The 18,432-nt window shown below is 60.5% G+C and carries 17 protein-coding genes; 6 read left to right on the top strand and 11 right to left on the bottom strand.

From position 1 onward, the window contains the following. Nucleotides 1-179 precede the first annotated feature (179 nt). Nucleotides 180-1,409, top strand: a complete 1,230-nt coding sequence (serA, locus tag QMK52_RS08660; protein ID WP_003176761.1) for a phosphoglycerate dehydrogenase — start codon at nt 180-182, stop codon at nt 1,407-1,409. 64 nt (nt 1,410-1,473) lie between these two features. Here serA and QMK52_RS08655 read toward each other — a convergent pair whose 3' ends face one another. Beyond that, nucleotides 1,474-1,914 (bottom strand): DUF4399 domain-containing protein, encoded by a 441-nt coding sequence (locus tag QMK52_RS08655; RefSeq protein WP_005792343.1) that lies wholly within the window; start codon nt 1,912-1,914, stop codon nt 1,474-1,476. Nucleotides 1,915-2,048: 134 nt separating this feature from the next. On the opposite strand from QMK52_RS08655, the gene QMK52_RS08650 reads away from it, so the two are divergent. After that, nucleotides 2,049-2,543, top strand: a complete 495-nt coding sequence (locus tag QMK52_RS08650; protein WP_005792344.1) for a transporter substrate-binding domain-containing protein — start codon at nt 2,049-2,051, stop codon at nt 2,541-2,543. A 25-nt stretch (nt 2,544-2,568) separates the two neighbouring features. Here the strand turns inward: QMK52_RS08650 and QMK52_RS08645 are convergent, their stop codons facing one another. Next, nucleotides 2,569-3,201, bottom strand: coding sequence for a 2OG-Fe(II) oxygenase (locus tag QMK52_RS08645; RefSeq protein ID WP_005792345.1), 633 nt, complete (start codon nt 3,199-3,201; stop codon nt 2,569-2,571). 132 nt (nt 3,202-3,333) lie between these two features. On the opposite strand from QMK52_RS08645, the gene QMK52_RS08640 reads away from it, so the two are divergent. Beyond that, on the top strand, nt 3,334-4,086 hold the full coding sequence (locus tag QMK52_RS08640; protein WP_005792346.1) for a DUF2059 domain-containing protein: 753 nt from the start codon (nt 3,334-3,336) through the stop codon (nt 4,084-4,086). 101 nt (nt 4,087-4,187) lie between these two features. On the opposite strand, the gene QMK52_RS08635 is transcribed toward QMK52_RS08640, so the two are convergent. Further along, nucleotides 4,188-5,129: an alpha/beta hydrolase gene (locus tag QMK52_RS08635; RefSeq protein WP_320404191.1), complete on the bottom strand. Its 942-nt coding sequence runs from the start codon at nt 5,127-5,129 to the stop codon at nt 4,188-4,190. A gap of 99 nt (nt 5,130-5,228) precedes the next feature. Between QMK52_RS08635 and QMK52_RS08630 the strand changes: the two genes are divergently transcribed. Together QMK52_RS08630 and QMK52_RS08625 are read left to right on the top strand one after the other, a co-directional pair. Next, on the top strand, nt 5,229-5,804 hold the full coding sequence (locus tag QMK52_RS08630; protein WP_103734205.1) for a DUF6436 domain-containing protein: 576 nt from the start codon (nt 5,229-5,231) through the stop codon (nt 5,802-5,804). A 26-nt stretch (nt 5,805-5,830) separates the two neighbouring features. Beyond that, on the top strand, nt 5,831-8,185 hold the full coding sequence (locus QMK52_RS08625) for a penicillin acylase family protein (protein ID WP_320404014.1): 2,355 nt from the start codon (nt 5,831-5,833) through the stop codon (nt 8,183-8,185). 10 nt (nt 8,186-8,195) lie between these two features. On the opposite strand, the gene QMK52_RS08620 is transcribed toward QMK52_RS08625, so the two are convergent. Then, nucleotides 8,196-9,161: a GlxA family transcriptional regulator gene (locus QMK52_RS08620; protein WP_320404013.1), complete on the bottom strand. Its 966-nt coding sequence runs from the start codon at nt 9,159-9,161 to the stop codon at nt 8,196-8,198. Between the two features lie 239 nt (nt 9,162-9,400). On the opposite strand from QMK52_RS08620, the gene QMK52_RS08615 reads away from it, so the two are divergent. Further along, nucleotides 9,401-10,042, top strand: a complete 642-nt coding sequence (locus QMK52_RS08615) for an HD domain-containing protein (RefSeq protein WP_005792351.1) — start codon at nt 9,401-9,403, stop codon at nt 10,040-10,042. Nucleotides 10,043-10,112: 70 nt separating this feature from the next. Here QMK52_RS08615 and QMK52_RS08610 read toward each other — a convergent pair whose 3' ends face one another. The 7 genes from QMK52_RS08610 to QMK52_RS08580 all read right to left on the bottom strand — a co-directional run bounded on the left by QMK52_RS08610 (nt 10,113) and on the right by QMK52_RS08580 (nt 18,388). Further along, nucleotides 10,113-10,997: an ABC transporter permease subunit gene (locus tag QMK52_RS08610; RefSeq protein ID WP_003195236.1), complete on the bottom strand. Its 885-nt coding sequence runs from the start codon at nt 10,995-10,997 to the stop codon at nt 10,113-10,115. Beyond that, a complete protein-coding gene (locus tag QMK52_RS08605; RefSeq protein WP_005792353.1) occupies nt 10,994-11,914 on the bottom strand; it encodes an ABC transporter permease subunit in 921 nt (306 codons plus the stop codon). Before QMK52_RS08605 ends, QMK52_RS08610 begins: the two co-directional genes overlap by 4 nt. Then, nucleotides 11,911-13,053, bottom strand: a complete 1,143-nt coding sequence (locus QMK52_RS08600; protein ID WP_005792354.1) for an ABC transporter ATP-binding protein — start codon at nt 13,051-13,053, stop codon at nt 11,911-11,913. The genes QMK52_RS08605 and QMK52_RS08600 overlap by 4 nt, the downstream gene beginning before the upstream one ends. Nucleotides 13,054-13,118: 65 nt before the next feature. Continuing rightward, the gene (locus tag QMK52_RS08595) at nt 13,119-14,213 is read right to left on the bottom strand and encodes a polyamine ABC transporter substrate-binding protein (RefSeq protein ID WP_005792355.1); all 1,095 of its coding nucleotides are present in this window, start codon (nt 14,211-14,213) and stop codon (nt 13,119-13,121) included. A 149-nt stretch (nt 14,214-14,362) separates the two neighbouring features. Continuing rightward, nucleotides 14,363-15,457 carry a polyamine ABC transporter substrate-binding protein gene (locus QMK52_RS08590; RefSeq protein ID WP_032803992.1) on the bottom strand — a complete coding sequence of 365 codons (1,095 nt, stop codon included), beginning with the start codon at nt 15,455-15,457 and terminating at the stop codon, nt 14,363-14,365. A gap of 149 nt (nt 15,458-15,606) precedes the next feature. Then, nucleotides 15,607-16,971, bottom strand: a complete 1,365-nt coding sequence (locus QMK52_RS08585; protein WP_103734202.1) for an aspartate aminotransferase family protein — start codon at nt 16,969-16,971, stop codon at nt 15,607-15,609. Between the two features lie 58 nt (nt 16,972-17,029). Next, nucleotides 17,030-18,388 carry a glutamine synthetase family protein gene (locus tag QMK52_RS08580; RefSeq protein ID WP_003195249.1) on the bottom strand — a complete coding sequence of 453 codons (1,359 nt, stop codon included), beginning with the start codon at nt 18,386-18,388 and terminating at the stop codon, nt 17,030-17,032. Nucleotides 18,389-18,432 lie beyond the last annotated feature (44 nt).

The following is an 18,432-nucleotide window of genomic DNA, read 5'->3' as shown; positions in this document are numbered from 1 at the left end:
TCATCCTGAGAACGCTTCACGTCGCAGGAATAGGTGTTTAGCGGGGTGCGTATGCTAGCATACCGCCCCCGCAGGACAGACCCAAAGGGCGTTTCTGCGGTGACGGCTTTCCTGCCGTCCGGGTCAGCTTGCGCTGCTCGACTCCCTGCCAATTTTCTCCGGGATACAGGTTTACGCAGATGAGCAAGACTTCTCTCGATAAGAGCAAGATCAAGTTCCTTCTTCTGGAAGGCGTCCACCCATCGGCTGTCGACGTTCTGAAAGCCGCCGGGTACACCAGCATTGAGTACATCACCAGTTCTCTGCCGGAAGCCCAGCTCAAGGAAAAGATCGCCGACGCGCACTTTATCGGCATTCGCTCCCGCACTCAGCTGACCGAAGAGATCTTCGACCACGCCAAGAAACTCGTGGCGGTCGGTTGTTTCTGCATCGGCACCAACCAGGTGGACCTCAATGCCGCACGCGAGCGCGGTATCGCGGTGTTCAACGCCCCGTACTCCAACACCCGTTCCGTAGCGGAGCTGGTATTGGCCGAGGCCATCCTGCTGCTGCGCGGTATCCCAGAGAAGAACGCCTCCTGCCACCGTGGCGGCTGGATCAAAAGCGCGGCCAACTCCTTCGAGATCCGCGGCAAGAAGCTGGGTATCGTCGGTTACGGCTCGATCGGCACCCAACTGTCGGTGCTGGCCGAAGGCCTGGGTATGCAGGTGTTCTTCTATGACACCCTGACCAAGCTGCCACTGGGCAATGCCACCCAGGTGTCGAGCCTGACCGAGCTGTTGGGCATGTCCGACATCGTCACCCTGCACGTCCCGGAAACCGCTGAAACCCAGTGGATGATCGGCGAGAAGGAAATCCGCGCGATCAAGAAAGGCGGGATCCTGATCAACGCCGCTCGCGGCACCGTGGTCGAGCTGGACGCCCTGGCCGACGCGATCAAGGACAAGCACCTGATCGGCGCTGCCATCGACGTGTTCCCGGTGGAGCCACGCTCCAACGATGACATTTTCGAAAGCCCGCTGCGTGGCCTGGATAACGTGATCCTGACCCCGCACATCGGCGGCTCCACCGCTGAAGCCCAAGCCAACATCGGCCTGGAAGTCTCGGAAAAACTGGTCAAGTACAGCGACAACGGTACCTCGGTATCGTCGGTCAACTTCCCGGAAGTGGCCCTGCCGGCTCACCCGGGCAAGCACCGCCTGCTGCACATCCACCAGAACATCCCGGGCGTGATGATGGAGATCAACAAGGTCTTCGCGGAAAACGGCATCAACATCTCCGGTCAGTTCCTGCAGACCAACGAGAAGGTCGGCTACGTGGTGATCGACGTCGACGCCGAGTACTCGGACCTGGCGCAAGAGAAGCTGCAGCACATCAACGGCACTATCCGTAGCCGCGTGTTGTTCTAAGGTTTCAACCGCACCACGAAAAAGGGAGCCCCTCGGGGCTCCCTTTTTTGCATCTGAACAAATCTTACTTGACGTTAACCGTGATGACTTTCGAGGCTACCGTAGGCTCGAACTGGCGATGCACGTTGTCGCCAGCCACCAGTTGCAAGGTGTGCTTGCCTGGCGTGAGGGTCAGCTCGGTCTCGGTTTGCGCCTTGCCGAAGTGAATCGATGTAGGCGTGGCCGGGATCGCTTCGTTTGCGTTGAGCGCCCCCACTTCCTGATCTACCAGCAGGTGATGATGGCCGGCGCCCGGTACCTGTTTGTCGATCGGCTCCAGGTCCAGGCCCTTGATGCCAAATTTGACGGTGAAGGTTTTGTCGACAGTAGCGCCGTCTTTGGGCGAGACAATGAACACTTCAGCACCAGCAGGAGCCGGTGTGCGCGGCAGGTCGGCAGCGCTGGCCAACATCGAAGCACCCAGCAGCAGGGACGCCAGGGTTGCACGGGACAAAAGGGCTTTCATTCGCTTCTCCAGTTTTTCAGTGAAATCTGTAGGGTTATGACAACTTCGCGATAAATTGCGGTCCAAGGCACCCGACACCATAGCAAAACGATGCTGAACAGCGCCTCGTCCATTCGAATTCTCTAGGAGTGATCATGCGCTTTTCGCCTGGCCTGTTACTGTTGCTTGCCCTTCTGAGCCCATTGGCCCATGCCGAGCTGATCGATGACGTCAATGATCGCGGCGAACTGCGTATAGCCCTGGAAGCCAACACCCCGCCGTTCAATTTCAAGGAAGGCGACAAGCTCACCGGCTTTGAAGTGGAACTGGGCGAGCAACTGGCGAAAGAAATGGACGTACGCTCCTCGTTTATCACCACCGATGATGCCGACCTGATGAACGGCGTGGCGACCGGCAAGTACGATGTGGCAATCAACCATATCGCTATGACTGCCGAGCTGAAGGATCGTTTCGATGTCAGCGCCGCTTATAACGACAAACCTGAACTGGTGATCCCGTTTCAGAAGGGCAACCCCGCGTTCAAGAGCAGCCTGGACAAGGCGCTGGAGCGGGTGAAAGCGGATGGCCGCTTGAAAGCGCTGGAGCAGAAGTGGTTTGAAAGCCGAACACCGATAGTCAAGACACAGTAGGTCAAATGTGGGAGGGGCCGCCTGCTCAGAACGGCTCGTTGCCCCGCCGGCGAAACCAGCCGGTCAGGGACAGGCGCTCCCGCGTGGCAGGCAGTACCTCGTGGGGCACCTCGCCCGACAAAAACACCACCAGACAGCCGCCGGTGGGCACCACGTCATATTCGACGCCGCCCTTGAGGTACATGCGCAACTGGCCGCCATGCTCGGGCAGCCAGGCGTCGTTCAGGTAGATCACCGCCGAGACCATGCGCCGGTCGTCGTCACGAAAGCGGTCCACATGCTTGAGGTAAAACGCACCGGGCGGGTACATCGCGAAGTGGCTTTCGAAATCTTCCAGCCCAAGGAACAGGCTGCGGTTCATTGCCAGGCGCAGGCTGTCCATGACGGCCATATAGGTGTCGCAAACCGCCGCGTCACCCTCCTCCAGCCACTGAATATGATCACCGCGAATACCCTCGCGAATCTCCTGGGCCGGCCCGCGCCCGACTGCCGCCGGTGCCAGCTCACCTTCGGCCGCACGTTTATGGCACTCAGCCGCCAGTTCCAGGGTCAGAGCCTGGGGCAGGAAGCCATTCTGCTGCGACCAGCCTTTTTCGGCCAAGTCGTCAACGATACGTTGCAGCAGCGGGTCATCGAGGGATATTTGCATGGCGCGCATAGTATCCATACGCCTGAGAATCCGACAGCGCCGTCGAGCGCCCGAATGCACTTTAAATCAGCTGTCTGATAGGACTTCTCGACAAATCCTACGCCCGACACGGACAATAGTGGCCGACTGACAGGAGTCCATATGCGTCGTTTGTTTTTTACCGTGTTGATGTTCTGCGTTTTGCCCGCCTGGGCAGACAGCCATGACCAGTTGTACAAGGTTGCCGGCTGGGCCGAACAACGTGCGCATTTCAATGACGCCCTCAGTGCCGCCCAGCAACGCTACCGCAATAGCCTGCCGCCGGTGGTGTATCAGGCGCTGGTGGACAACAGCAATAAGCGCTTTGGCGCCCAAGCCATGGATCAGCGTGCCGAGGCGCAACTGCGCAAGCACCTGGCCAACCCGAAACCGGCCCTGGCGTTCTTCCAATCGCCCCTGGGCCGCAAGATCGTCGCTGCAGAATTGCTGGCCACGCGCCGCGACCAGTTGGCGAAAAACGCCCAGGGCTTGCCGAAAATCCAGGCCGACGCCACCCGCAGCCTGATCATCGGCCATCTGGCCCAAGCCCTGCCCGCCCGCGAGGCCGGTGCAGAAGTCAGCCTGGCGATTGCCGGTGTGGCGGCCGACAGCTTGAGCCAGATGATCCCCGGCTTGCTTGGCGGCGGTCAGGCCCAAGGCATGTTGAATGGGCAGCGCGAACGGTTGATGCAACAAATCGACAAGGACCTGAACAACACGCTGTTGTACGTCTACCGGGATTTGTCCGACCCGGAGCTGGAAGAGTTCGCTACGTTTGCCGAATCGCCGGAAGGTAAGGCGTATTACCAGGCGGCCCTGGCAGCCATTCGCGCAGGGCTGGCTGTCGGCCAAAGCACCTCAAGCCTGACGCAGTAATTGTGGGAGGGGGCTTGCTCCCGATAGCAGAGTGTCAGTCACCAGATATATGACTGACACACCGCAATCGGGGGCAAGCCCCCTCCCACATTTAAAATGCGTTAGTTCAGGTGATCGGTGAGGTACTTGAAGTACTCATTACGAATCTCTGGAATCTCATTGGCCAGGTGATGCCTGCCCCGCGGCAGCATCAACACCTCGGGCCGGTCGAACTTACCGCGTAGCACCTGCAAATTGTGTTGCCAATCCACCGTCATATCTTCCTCACCCTGCACGATCACCGGCCGCCGTGGGCTGCGGGGTGCGGCTTCGATGCGTTTGATCCAGCGCGCCAGCGCCCCTACCCAAGCGGTGGGCAATTGGCGCGGCTGCAGTGGGTCGGCTTCAAGGAACGGTTTGAACGCAGGGTCGTTGGAGTTATCGCTGAAGCGTCGGGCGATGCCTTTGACGAACGGGCGCAGCAGGTAATAGCTGAACTGCGACCATCCCCAGGCACGCGGCCGCACCAGCGGTGAGAGCAGGAAGATCTTGCCCTGGGCCGGGCTGTCGGCGCCGTGGTTGAGCAAGTGATCCACCACAATGGCGCCGCCGGTGCTTTGCCCGAACAGGTGCCAGGGTTGCGGCAATTGCAGCGCCTTGGCCTCAGCGAACAACGCCTGCACCACGCTCTGGTACACCGCAAACTCATCGATGCTGGCGCGCGGGCCGCTGGACAAGCCGTGGCCCGGCAAGTCGCAGGCGATCACCACAAAGCCCTGGTCCAGCGCCCAATCCACCACATGGCGGTACAACCCCATGTGGTCGTAGAAACCGTGGAACATGAACATCGTTGCCACCGGCGCAGGCGGCCACCATACCTGGGCCACCACTTCAAACCCGCCCACCTCCAGGCGCCCCAACCGGCTCACCGCCGGCACCTTGCGAGCGGCCAGGTCAAGCCCATAGAAACGTTGATAGACCCTTGCCTCGGCGCTAAGCGGTTGCGCGTCCACCAGGGGCCGCAAGCTTTCGCGCAGATGATCAAGGTCAAAGGTGACGGGCATAAAGGCTTCCAGACTGGCGGTGAAGATGAATATCGAGCTGCGATATTCATCTGTCAGGACAAGCATGGCAAGCTACGCGACCTGCGAGGATACCTTTGAATGCGACCGCCTTACCGCAACGCCCTGTTCGCCAGCCTGATCCTGGTTATCTGCGCCGGCGTGCTGTGGGCCGCGTATGACTGGTTCCAGGGCCGCTACCTGCGCGCCTTCAGCGAGCACACGGCGGTATTCTCCGGCGATGCGCTGCAACTGCCCGCCGCCCTCAGCGGCCCTGGCCCGATTCGCCTGGTGCACTTCTGGGACCCGGCCTGCCCGTGCAATGTCGGCAACCAGCAACACCTGGGTGAGCTGATCGAGCAGTACGAGCCCCAAGGGGTCGAGTTTTACGCCCTGCAAAAAGCCGGTAGCCACGGCACCCTGCCCGACAACCTGCGCCACATGAAAATCCTCGACGCCCTGCCCGGCGCCGATCGCATACCCGCCAGCCCGGCCGTAGGCATCTGGGACCGCACAGGCAAACTGGCCTATTTCGGCCCCTACAGCGAAGGGCTGACGTGCAATGCCAGCAACAGTTTTATCGAACCCATTCTCAAGGCTCTTGGAACCGGACGCGAAGTGAATGCCACTCACACCCTCGCGGTAGGCTGCTATTGTTCGTGGCCTAAGGATCAGTAGCCCGTCCACTCTGGTAAGGAATGTTCATGAAGCGCGTCTTGCAGATTTTCGCGGTGCTGATTGCGCTGGTCGCCCTCGGCGCCGGTTGGTATGTCTACAGCAAGCAGCCCACGCGCCAGGGCACAGCGACCCTGGCCCACCTGCAAAGCTCGGTCACGGTGCGCTACGACGACCGTGGCGTACCGCATATCCGTGCCGAGAACGAGGCTGACCTGTACCGCGCCCTGGGCTATGTGCATGCCCAGGACCGGCTGTTCCAGATGGAGGTCATGCGGCGCCTGGCCCGTGGCGAACTGGCCGAAGTGCTGGGGCCCAAACTGCTTGAAACCGACAAGCTGTTTCGCAGCCTGCGCATTCGTGAGCGCGCCTTGAGCTACGCAGAGCACATGGACCCCGATTCAGCGTCGTCCAAAGCCCTGCAAGCCTATCTGGACGGGATCAACCAATATCAGGACAGCCACGCCAGCCCCATGGAGTTCGACGTGCTGGGCATCCCCAAGCGCCGCTTTACCGTCGAGGACAGCATCAGCGTCGCCGGGTACATGGCTTACAGCTTTGCCGCCGCCTTTCGTACCGAGCCGGTGCTGACTTACGTACGCGACCATCTGGGCAGCGACTACCTGAAAGTGTTCGATCTCGACTGGCAACCCAAGGGTGCGCTCAACCTGGCGGCCAGTGACTGGCAAACCCTCGGCGCCATCGCCGCCCTGAGTGAGCAGGCCCTGGCCGACAACGGCCTGCCGCAGTTCGAGGGCAGCAACGCCTGGGCCGTCAGCGGCAGCCATACCAAAAGCGGCAAGCCGTTGCTGGCGGGTGACCCGCATATCCGCTTCTCGGTGCCATCGGTGTGGTACGAGGCGCAGCTGTCGGCGCCAGGCTTTGAGCTGTACGGCTATCACAACGCGCTGGTGCCGGTGGCGTTCCTGGGGCACAACCTGGACTTCGGCTGGAGCCTGACCATGTTCCAGAACGACGACCTTGATCTGGTCGCCGAGAAGGTCAACCCGGACAACCCCAACCAGGTCTGGTATCACGGCCAATGGGTCGACATGACCAGCAGCGAGCAACAGATCCAGGTCAAGGGCCAGGCGCCGGTGACCCTCACGCTGCGCCGTTCGCCCCACGGCCCGATCATCAATGACGTGCTCGGTGAGAACGCCGGCAGCACGCCAATTGCCATGTGGTGGGCGTTCCTGGACACCGAAAACCCGATCCTCGAAGGCTTCTACCAACTCAACCGCGCCGATACCCTGGCCAAGGCACGTGCCGCGGCCGCCAAGGTGTCGGCACCGGGCCTGAACATCATATGGGCCAATGCCAAGGGCGATATCGGCTGGTGGGCGGCAGCGCAGTTGCCGATCCGCCCGGCCGGCGTCAACCCGGCGTTCATCCTCGATGGCAGCACCACCCAGGCCGACAAGTTGGGCTTCTACCCGTTCAGCGCCAACCCCCAGGAAGAGAACCCGGCACGTGGCTATGTGGTCTCCGCCAACGCCCAACCGGCATCGCCCACCGGCATGGAGATCCCGGGCTATTACAACCTCGCGGACCGTGGCCAGCAGTTGAACGCGCAGTTGAGCAACAACAGCGTGAAGTGGGATGTAAGCAACAGCCAGGCTTTGCAACTGGGCACCACCACCGCCTACGGCCCACGCCTGCTCGCACCGCTGCTGCCGGTGCTGCGCGAAGGGATCAAGGACCCGGCTCAACTCAAGCTGGTGGAACAGCTCGCAAGCTGGAAAGGCGACTACCCGCTGGACTCCACCAGCGCCACGCTGTTCAACCAGTTCCTGTTCAACCTTGCCGATGCGACCTTCCACCCGAAGCTGGGCGATGCACTGTTCAAGACCCTGATCACCACCCGCGTGATCGACGCGGCGTTGCCACGCCTGGCAGCCTCGGCGGACTCACCCTGGTGGGAGGGCAAGCGCGCGGATATCGTCAAGCTCGCCTGGGACAACAGCCTGGCCCACCTCAAGACGACCTTCGGCGACGACCCGGCGCAGTGGCAGTGGGGCAAGGCGCACACCTTGACCCATGGTCATCCGCTAGGCATGCAGAAACCGCTGGATAAGCTCTTCAACGTCGGCCCGTTCGCCGCACCGGGCAGCCACGAAGTGCCGAACAACCAGACCGCCGCGATCGGACCGGCGCCATGGCCGGTGACCTATGGGCCTTCGACACGGCGCCTGATCGACTTCGCCGACCCTGCCCACGCACTGACCATCAACCCAGTGGGGCAAAGCGGCGTACCGTTTGATACTCACTATGGTGATCAGGCGCAAAGCTATATCGAAGGCGGGTATGAGCAGGCGCATTTCAGTGATGAGGAAGTGACAGCCAATACCCGAGGCACCTTGAAATTGTTGCCTGCCAGATAGCTGTCTATCGCTACACCGGCGCCGCAAAGTTAAGCCTGAACTGTTGCGGCGTGACGCCCAGGCGGCGATTGAACACGCTGCGCATGTGCTGGGCGTCGCGAAATCCGCATTGATAGGCCACCGTCTTGAGCGGCGCCTGGCTGCTTTCGAGCATCACCCGCGCCGCATCCACCCGCGCTCTCTCGACAAATTCCGCCGGCGTGATCCGCGCTTCACGGGCGAACACCCGGGAGAAATTGCGCGCACTCATATTGGCCGCCCTGGCCAAATCGGCAATGGTCAAATCCCCGGTCAGGTTGGCCAGCACGTACAACTGCACCAGCGCCACCGCAGAAGTGGCCTCGGCATGGGGTGTGAGAAACGGGCTGAATTGCGATTGCCCGCACGAGCGTTGAGTGAACACCACCAGGCGCTTGGCCACGCACAGCGCCACTTCCGGGCCGTGATCCTGGGCCAGCAGGTACAGCGAAAGATCGATACCCGCCGTGACCCCGGCCGAGGTGTAGAGGTTGCCGTCCTGCACATAGAGACGGTCGGCCTCGACCTGGGCAGAAGGGCACAGGCGCGCCAGGCTGGCGGCGTCATTCCAGTGGGTAGTGACGGTTTTGCCGTCCAGCAGACCGGCGCGGGCCAGCATGAAGGCGCCGTTGCAGATCGAGCCGAAGCGCTGTGCCCTGGCAGCGGCACCGCGCAGCCACTCATCAAACTGAGGACCGAAATCTTCGAAAGGCAGTTGCGGGCCGCCCGCTACCAGCAACAGGTCGTAGGGCTGCCGGGCTTCGCTGTAGTGTTTGTGCGCCTGCAAGGACAGGCCGTTGGAGGCAGCCATAGAACCGTGACCGAAGCCGATAACCTCCAGTTGGTAGTGATCGTCGGGCGCCAGGAAGCGGTTGGCCTCGCAGAACACATCCATGGGCCCGGTCACGTCCAGTGACTGGACGCCGGGGAAGATCAGGATCGCGACGGTTTTGTGCATGGGAGACCTTTATCTCTGGGCTGACGCAAAACCCTGTGGGAGCTGGCTTGCCTGCGATGCAGACAACTGGGCTCATCAGGTATACCGAGGTGATGCTATCGCAGGCAAGCCACACACACATTAGATCGCGCGCAGCCTTGGCGCGATGTGGCAGCACATTGGCCGAAAACGCGCCCTCGTCTCGATAGCTGCGTCGCCCAAGCGCGAACAGACTGGATGCTTTCCAGAGGAGCACCACCATGAAAACCACCATCGCCGGCATCAAAATCCCCGACAGCGCCTTGGCCAGGGCCACCACTGAATACATCCGCGACATCGAATCCGACCTGCTGTACCACCACTCGCGCCGGGTATTCCTGTTCGGCGCCTTGAGCGGAGAGCGCAAACAACTGGCCTACAACCCGGAGCTGCTGTATGTCGGCGCAATGTTCCACGACCTGGGCCTGGTGGAAGGTCATCGCAGTGACGACCAGCGTTTCGAAGTGGACGGTGCCAATGCCGCCGCCGCGTTCCTCAAGCCTTACGGGCTGAGCGATGACGATATCGAACAAGTGTGGCTGTCCATCGCCCTGCACACCACGCCGGGTGTGCCGCAACACCTGCGCCCCACCGTGGCGCTGGTGACCGCCGGGGTGGAGATGGACGTGCTGGGCATGGACTACGCCGCATTTTCCACGGTGCAGCGCGAAGCGGTGGTGCATGCGCATCCACGCGGTGAAGGGTTCAAGGAGTGCATCATCTGCGCCTTCGCCGACGGCTTGCGCCATCGCCCGCAGACCACGTTTGGCAACGTGAAGACCGATGTGCTGGTGGATCAGGAGCCGGGGTTCAGGCCGATGAATTTTGTGCAGGTGATTCGCACGTCGCCATGGGCTGCATAGTTGACTTGAAATGCAATCAAATGTGGGAGCTGGCAAGCCAGCTCCCACATTTTTTAGCGCATTCCGGCAGTTAGACCGGTGCAGGCGCGCGGCGCTTGTCCGGCTGTTGCCAGCCATCCGCTGCAGCTTCTTCGATGGCTTGCTGGATGGCCTTCTTGCGATGCTCTTCGGCCCGGCGGCTGAAGAACCACACCAGGAACGTCACCAACGACACCGCCAACAGGATCAGGCTCGCCACCGCGTTGATCTCGGGTTTAACCCCAAGGCGCACCGCCGAGAACACTTCCATCGGCAAGGTGGTGGAACCCGGGCCCGACACAAAGCTGGCCAGTACCAGGTCATCCAGGGACAGCGCAAAGGACATCATGCCGCCCGCCGCCAGCGACGGCGCGATCATCGGGATGGTGATCAGGAAGAACACCTTCCACGGCCTCGCGCCCAAATCCATCGCGGCTTCTTCGATCGACAAATCAAGCTCACGCAAGCGCGCCGACACCACCACCGCCACATACGCCGCACAGAACGTCGTGTGCGCGATCCAGATGGTGACGATGCCACGCTCCTGGGGCCAGCCGATCATCTGCGCCATGGCCACGAACAGCAGCAACAGCGACAGGCCGGTGATCACTTCCGGCATCACCAGCGGCGCCGTCACCAGGCCGCCGAACAGCGTACGGCCCTTGAACTGGCTGATACGCGTGAGCACAAAGGCCGCCAACGTGCCCAGCGCCACCGCGGCCACCGCCGTGTAGCAGGCGATTTCCAGGGAACGGGCCACCGAGCCCATCAATTGGGTGTTGTCCAGCAGGCCCACGTACCACTTGATCGACCAACCGCCCCACACCGTCACCAGCTTGGATTCGTTGAACGAGTAGATCACCAGGATCAACATCGGCAGGTAGATAAACAACAAGCCTGCGACCAGCATGAAGCTGGAGAAACGAAAGCGCTTCATATCTTGCCCTCCAGCTCTTTGGCCTGGCTGCGGTTGAACAGAATGATCGGCACGATCAGGATCGCCAGCATCACCACGGCCAAGGCAGAAGCCACCGGCCAGTCACGGTTGTTGAAAAATTCCTGCCACAACACTTTACCGATCATCAGGGTTTCCGGGCCGCCGAGCAGTTCAGGAATCACGAACTCGCCCACCACCGGGATGAACACCAACATGCAGCCGGCGATGATGCCGTTCTTGGACAGCGGCACGGTGATTTTCCAGAAGCTGTTGAAGGTGCTCGAACCGAGGTCGGAGGCAGCTTCCAGCAGGCTTTGGTCGTGTTTGACCAGGTTGGCGTAAAGCGGCAGGATCATGAACGGCAGGTACGAGTAGACCACGCCGATATACACCGCGATGTTGGTGTTGAGGATCTGCAACGGTTCGCTGATCAGCCCCATGGACATCAGGAAGCCATTGAGCAAACCGTTGTTGCTGAGGATGCCCATCCACGCATACACGCGGATCAGGATCGCGGTCCAGGTCGGCATCATGATCAGCAGCACCAGCACGGTCTGCATCTCTTTGCGCGCCGTGGCGATGGCGTAGGCCATCGGGTAGCCGATCAGCAGGCACAGCAGCGTGCTGAAGAACGCCATCTTCAACGAGCCCAGGTAGGCGGCGATGTACAACTCGTCGCCCGCCAACAGGCTGTAGTTGGCCAGGTTCAGCACCACTTGCAGCTTTTGCTCAACGTAGGTGTAGATCTCGGTATAGGGCGGGATCGCCACGTCGGCTTCGGCAAAGCTGATTTTCAATACGATGAAAAACGGCAGTGCGAAAAACAGAAACAGCCAGAGGAATGGAATCCCGATGACCACCTGCTTGCCATTGGGGATTATGCGATCCAAGCGCCGCTTGAATTTCTTCATGTTCATGAGCGAAGTACCACGCCGCTGTCGTCTTCCCACCACACGTAAACCTGATCGCCCCAGGTTGGGCGCTGGCCACGGCGTTCGGCGTTGGCGACGAAGGACTGCACCAGCTTGCCGCTCGGCAACTCCACGTAGAACACCGAGTGGCCGCCCAGGTAGGCAATATCGTGCACCTTGCCGCTGGACCAGTTGTGCTCGCAGGTCGGCATTTCGGTGGTGACCAGCAGTTTTTCCGGGCGAATCGCGTAGGTCACCGACTTGTCTTCCACCGAAGTAGCGATGCCGTAGCCCACGTAGATGTCGCGATCCAGGTCCGGGCACTTGAGCACCGCATGGCCTTCGGCGTCGTCCACCACCTGGGTGTCGAAGATGTTCACGTTGCCGATGAACTCGCACACCAGGCGGCTGGTAGGGGTTTCGTAGATGTCGATCGGGCTGCCGATCTGGGCGATCCAGCCCAGGTGCATGATCGCGATACGCTCGGCCATGGTCATGGCCTCTTCCTGGTCGTGGGTCACCATCACGCACGTCACGCCGACGCGCTCGATGATCTCTACAAGCTCCAGCTGCATCTGCGAGCGCAGCTTCTTGTCCAGAGCGCCCATCGGCTCATCGAGCAGCAAGAGTTTGGGGCGCTTGGCCAGGGAACGGGCCAGGGCTACACGCTGGCGCTGGCCGCCGGACAGCTGGTGCGGCTTGCGCTTGGCGTATTGGCTCATCTGCACCAGCTTGAGCATCTCGGCCACGCGGGCGTCGACTTCGGTCTTGGGGATCTTGTCCTGCTGCAGGCCGAACGCGATGTTCTGCGCCACGGTCATGTGCGGGAACAGCGCATAGGACTGGAACATCATGTTGATCGGCCGCTCGTAGGGCGGCATGTCGGTAATGTCCACGCCGTCCAGATAGATGCGGCCTTCGGTTGGGCGCTCGAAACCTGCGAGCATACGCAGCAAGGTGGACTTGCCTGAACCCGAACCGCCGAGCAAGGCGAAGATCTCGCCTTTCTTGATTTCCAGGGACACATCGTCCACCGCAATCGTCTCGTCGAACTTCTTCGTGACCCGGTCGATTTTGACCAACACCTTTTTCGGTGTCTGGTCGCCCTCGAGGGCTTTCTTATAGGCGCCGGAGGCAACTGCCATTTACGAAACTCCCAAAAAAAGAGTGCAGCTCGCCCAATACGGGCCAGCCTTGGATAGTTTGAGCCTTACTTGCCCGTCTTGACCTTGGTCCAGCTACGGGTCATTAAACGCTGCACTTTCGGGGGTAGCTCGAAGTTGACGAATGTCCGCTCGAGAACCGCCTGCGGTGGGTAAACCGCTGCGTCGGTGCGTATCGATTGTTCCATCAGCTTGTCCGCCCCGGGGTTAGGGTTGGCGTAACCGACGTAATCACTGACCTGGGCGATCACCTCAGGTTGCAGCAAATAGTTGATGAAGGCATGAGCCTCTTTAACGTTGCTCGCATCCTTGGGGATCGCCAGTACGTCAAACCAGAGGTTGCCGCCTTCCTTGGGAATTGCGTAGGCGATGTTCACGCCCTTGCCCGCCTCGGCCGCGCGGGCCTTGGCCTGGAACACATCACCGGAGAAACCGGCAGCCACGCAGATGTTGCCGTTGGCCAGGTCCGAGATGTATTTGGAGGAGTGGAAGTAAGTCACGTAGGGCCGCACTTTGAGCAGCTTCTCTTCGGCCTTCTTGTAGTCGGCCGGGTTGGTGCTGTTAGGGTCCAGGCCCATGTAGTTGAGCACTGCCGGCAGCATTTCATCGGCCGAATCCATGAACGACACACCGCAGGTGGCGAGCTTCTTCATGTTTTCCGGTTCGAACAACACCGCCCAGGAATCGATATGGTCGACGCCCAGCACTTCCTTGACCTTATCGACGTTGTAGCCAATGCCGTTGGTGCCCCACAGGTACGGCACCGCGTACTGGTTGCCCGGGTCGTTCTTTTCCAGGCGCTTGAGCAGGGCCGGGTCGAGGTTGGCGTAGTTTGTCAGCAGTGACTTGTCGAGCTTCTGGAACGCCCCGGCCTTGATCTGCTTGCCGAGGAAATGGTTGGACGGCACGACCACGTCATAGCCGGTACGCCCGGCGAGCAACTTGCCTTCCAGGGTTTCGTTGGAATCAAACACGTCATACACGGGCTTGATGCCGGTGGCCTTTTCAAAGTTGGCCAGGGTGTCGGGGCCGATGTAGTCCGACCAGTTATAAACATGCACCGTCGATGCGGCCTGCACGCTGACAGCCAGCGTGATACCTGCACCCACCAGCAAGGCTTTGCGAAATAAAGAAATTGGCAAGTGGAGGTCCTCTTAAATAGTTGGGCCCAAAGTTGTTGCCCGGCAACAAAACCGGCGCGCAACTTACCCTCGATAAACCGATCCGGCAAAACTTTCTTTGATCTAATTTGTGGGAGAGGGGCTTACCCCCCTCCCACAGCTGCCAGGGCTTACTTGCCCGACTTGATCTTGGTCCAGCTACGGGTCATTTCACGCTGGGTCGCGGCCGGCAAGTCGGCAATCGCGTAGAGCTTGGCCTGCACGTCCGCCGACGGGTAGATGCCCGGGTCGCTGGTGATGTCTTTATCGACCAGTGCGGTGGCCTTCTCGTTACCGTTCGGGAAACGCACGCTGTTGGTGATGCTCGCCATGACTTCGGGCTTGAGCAGGTAGTTCATGAAGGTGTAGGCGGCCTCGACGTTTTCGGCATCCTTGGGGATAGCGACCATGTCGAAGAAGCTGCCGGCGCCTTCTTTCGGAATGTCGTAGGCGACTTTGACTTTGCCACCGGCTTCAGCCGCCCGGGACTTGGCCTGCTGGATGTCACCCGAGTAACCCACGGCCACGCAGATGTTGCCGTTGGCGAGGTCGGAAATATATTTGGACGAGTGGAAGTAACCGATCGAAGGACGGATCTTCAAGAACAGGTCTTCAGCCTGCTTGAGATCGGCTTTCTTCTGGCTGTCGGTCGGCAGGCCCAGGTAATGCAGCGCGATTGGCAGCATTTCGGTTGGCGAGTCGAGGAAGCTCACGCCGCAGCTTTTCAGCTTGGCGATGTTTTCCGGCTTCATCAGCACATCCCACGAATCGATCTTGTCCACGCCCAGCGCGGCCTTGACCTTCTCCGGGTTGTAGCCGATGCCGATCGAACCCCACATGTAGGGGAACGCGTGCTTGTTGTCCGGGTCGCTGACCGACACGGCCTTGAGCAGGGATTTGTTCAGGTTGCTGTAGTTAGGCAGCTTGGACGTGTCCAGCTCCTGGTACACGCCGGCCTTGATCTGCTTGGCCAGGAAGTTGTTCGACGGCACGACGATGTCGTAGCCGGACTTGCCTGCCAGCAACTTGGCTTCCAGGGTCTCGTTGCTGTCGAACACGTCGTACACCACCTTGATACCCGACTCTTTTTCAAAGTTGGCGATGGTGTCCGGTGCAATGTAGTCAGACCAGTTGTACACGTGCAGCACTTTATTGTCTGCCTGGGCCGCGCCCGCCATTGCGCCCATCAGGGACAAGGCGAGGAGGGTCTTGCCAGCGTTTTTCAAACCTAATGCCTTCATTGGGTGATGCTCCGATTTTTCTTTTTTGGGCCGCACATTGTTTATGTTTCGGGCCCAGCCAAAGGGCAACAAAACAGGACGACAGTCTGGCAAGTTCAGGGGCCCGCTTTCAACCGGCCCCCGCATTTATCTACTCAGCCCTGCAATGCCGCCAACGTCAGGTCCAGGCAATGACGGGCCTTGGTCACCAGCTCGTCGATTTCTGCCTGGCTGATCACCAGCGGCGGCGAAATGATCATGGTGTCGCCCACGGCGCGCATGATCAGGCCATTCTCGAAGCAGAAGGTTCGGCAGATCATGCCGGCGCCCTTGCCTTCATGACGCTTGCGCGTGGCCTTGTCCTGCACCAGCTCGATCGCACCGAGCATACCCACGCCGCGCACTTCGCCCACCAGCGGGTGGTCAGCCAGCTCCCTCAGACGTTTCTGCAAATACGGTGCCGTTTCGTCGTGTACACGGCTGACGATTTTTTCATCGCGCAGGATACGGATGTTTTCCAGGGCCACAGCCGCGGCGACCGGGTGGCCGGAGTAGGTAAAACCGTGGTTGAAATCGCCCCCTTCGTTGAGCACCGCCACCACTTCGTCGCGCACGATCAGGCCGCCCATGGGCACGTAGCCTGAGGTCAGCCCCTTGGCGATGGTCATCATGTGTGGCTTGAGGTCGTAGAAATCGCTACCGAACCACTCACCGGTACGGCCGAAACCGCAGATCACTTCGTCGGCGACAAACAGGATGTCGTACTTGGCGAGAATTTCCTTGATGCGCGGCCAGTAGGTGGCGGGTGGCACGATCACGCCACCAGCTCCCTGGATCGGCTCGGCGATAAAGGCGCCGACGTTGTCCACGCCCAACTCCAGAATCTTCTCTTCCAGCTGGTTGGCGGCCCAGATCCCGAACTCTTCAGGGCTCATGTCGCCGCCTTCGCCAAACCAGTAGGGTTGAGCGATGTGGGTGATGCCCGGGATAGGCAGGTCGCCCTGCTCATGCATATAGGTCATGCCACCCAGGCTGGCGCCGGCCACGGTAGAACCGTGGTAGCCGTTCTTGCGGGCAATGATGGTTTTCTTGTTCGGCTGGCCCTTGATCGCCCAGTAGTGGCGGACCATGCGCAACATGGTGTCGTTGCCTTCGGAGCCGGAGCCGGTGAAGAACACATGGTTCATGCCGGCGGGCGCGACTTCGGAAATGACTTTGGCCAGTTCAAGCACCGGCGGGTGAGCGGTCTGGAAGAACAGGTTGTAGTACGGCAGCTCTTTCATCTGTTTGGCGGCGGCGTCAGCCAGTTCGTCGCGACCATAGCCGATCGCCACGCACCACAGGCCGGCCATGCCGTCGAGGATCTTGTTGCCTTCGCTGTCCCACAGGTAAACACCGTGGGCTTTGGTGATGATCCTTGGGCCTTTCTCTTTCAATTGCTTGAAATCGCTGAACGGCGCCAGGTGGTGATCATTGCTCAAGGCTTGCCATTCACGGGTTTGCGGGTTGTTGCTGGACATACCAATCTCCTAGACTTTTCAGTGAAGGGCGCGCCGTTTGAAGGACGCGCCCGGCGCATCAGACGGCGAAGAGCAGGAATTCCCGCTCCCACGAACTGATCACGCGCTTGAAGTTTTCATGCTCGGCCCGCTTGACCGCGACGTAGCCTGTGATGAACTTTTGCCCCAAGTATTTCTCGATGGTCTTGCTGTTTTCCATACGCTCAAGGGCATCTTCGATGGTCAACGGCAAGCGCAGGTTGCGGCGCTCGTAACCACGGCCGACTACTGGCGCGCTCGGGTTGTGGCCTTCGACCATGCCGATGTAGCCGCACAGCAGGCTGGCGGCAATCGCCAGGTAGGGGTTGGCATCGGCGCCCGGCAGGCGGTTCTCCACGCGGCGGTTCTGTGGGCCGGCATCCGGTACGCGCAGGCCGACGGTGCGGTTCTCTTCGCCCCACTCCACGTTCACCGGCGCCGAGGTGTCGGGCAGGAAGCGGCGGAACGAGTTCACGTTCGGGGCGAACAGCGGCAGCAATTCAGGTATGAACTTCTGCAGGCCACCAATGTGGTTGAGAAACAGCTGGCTCATGGTCCCATCTTCATTGGAGAAGACGTTCTTGCCGGTGGCGATGTCGATGATGCTCTGGTGCAGGTGCATCGCGCTGCCGGGCTCGCCGGTCATCGGCTTGGCCATGAAGGTGGCAGCCACGTCGTGCTTGAGCGCGGCTTCACGCATGGTGCGCTTGAACACCAGGATCTGGTCGGCCAGGGACAGGGCATCGCCGTGACGGAAGTTGATTTCCATCTGTGCGGTACCGTCTTCGTGGATCAGGGTGTCGAGGTCCAGCTCCTGCAGTTCGCACCAGTCGTAGACGTCTTCGAACAGCGGGTCGAATTCGTTGGCTGCTTCTATAGAGAAAGACTGGCGGCCAGTCTCCGGGCGCCCGGAACGGCCAATCGGCGGTTGCAGCGGAAAGTCCGGGTCTTCGCAACGCTTGGTCAGGTAGAACTCCATCTCCGGCGCCACGATGGGCTGCCAGCCGCGGTCGGAGTAGAGTTTGAGGACTTTCTTGAGCACGTTGCGCGGCGACAGCTCGATCGGGTTGCCTTGCTTGTCGTAGGTGTCGTGGATCACCTGGGCAGTCGGCTCGATGGCCCAGGGCACCAGGAATACCGCGTTCTGGTCGGGGCGGCAGATCATGTCGATGTCGGCCGGGTCGAGCAATTCGTAATAGATGTCGTCCTCGACATAGTCGCCGGTCACGGTCTGCAACAGAACGCTTTCGGGCAGGCGCATGCCTTTTTCGGCGATGAACTTGTTGGTCGGCGAGATCTTGCCCCGGGTAATACCGGTGAGGTCGCCAATCATGCATTCGACTTCTGTGATCTTGTGGTCTTTCAACCAATCGGTGAGCTGGTCGAGGTTGTTACTCATAAATGCCTCTGGGCTGGGTTTCCTGGCATCCGTTAAAAGCCAGG

The organism is Pseudomonas sp. P9_2 (assembly GCF_034008255.1).
In the GTDB taxonomy this organism is placed as follows: Bacteria; Pseudomonadota; Gammaproteobacteria; order Pseudomonadales; family Pseudomonadaceae; genus Aquipseudomonas; species Aquipseudomonas synxantha_A.
The sequence above is the reverse complement of the archived record's forward strand: the minus strand, read 5'-3'. Positions and strand labels throughout refer to the sequence as shown.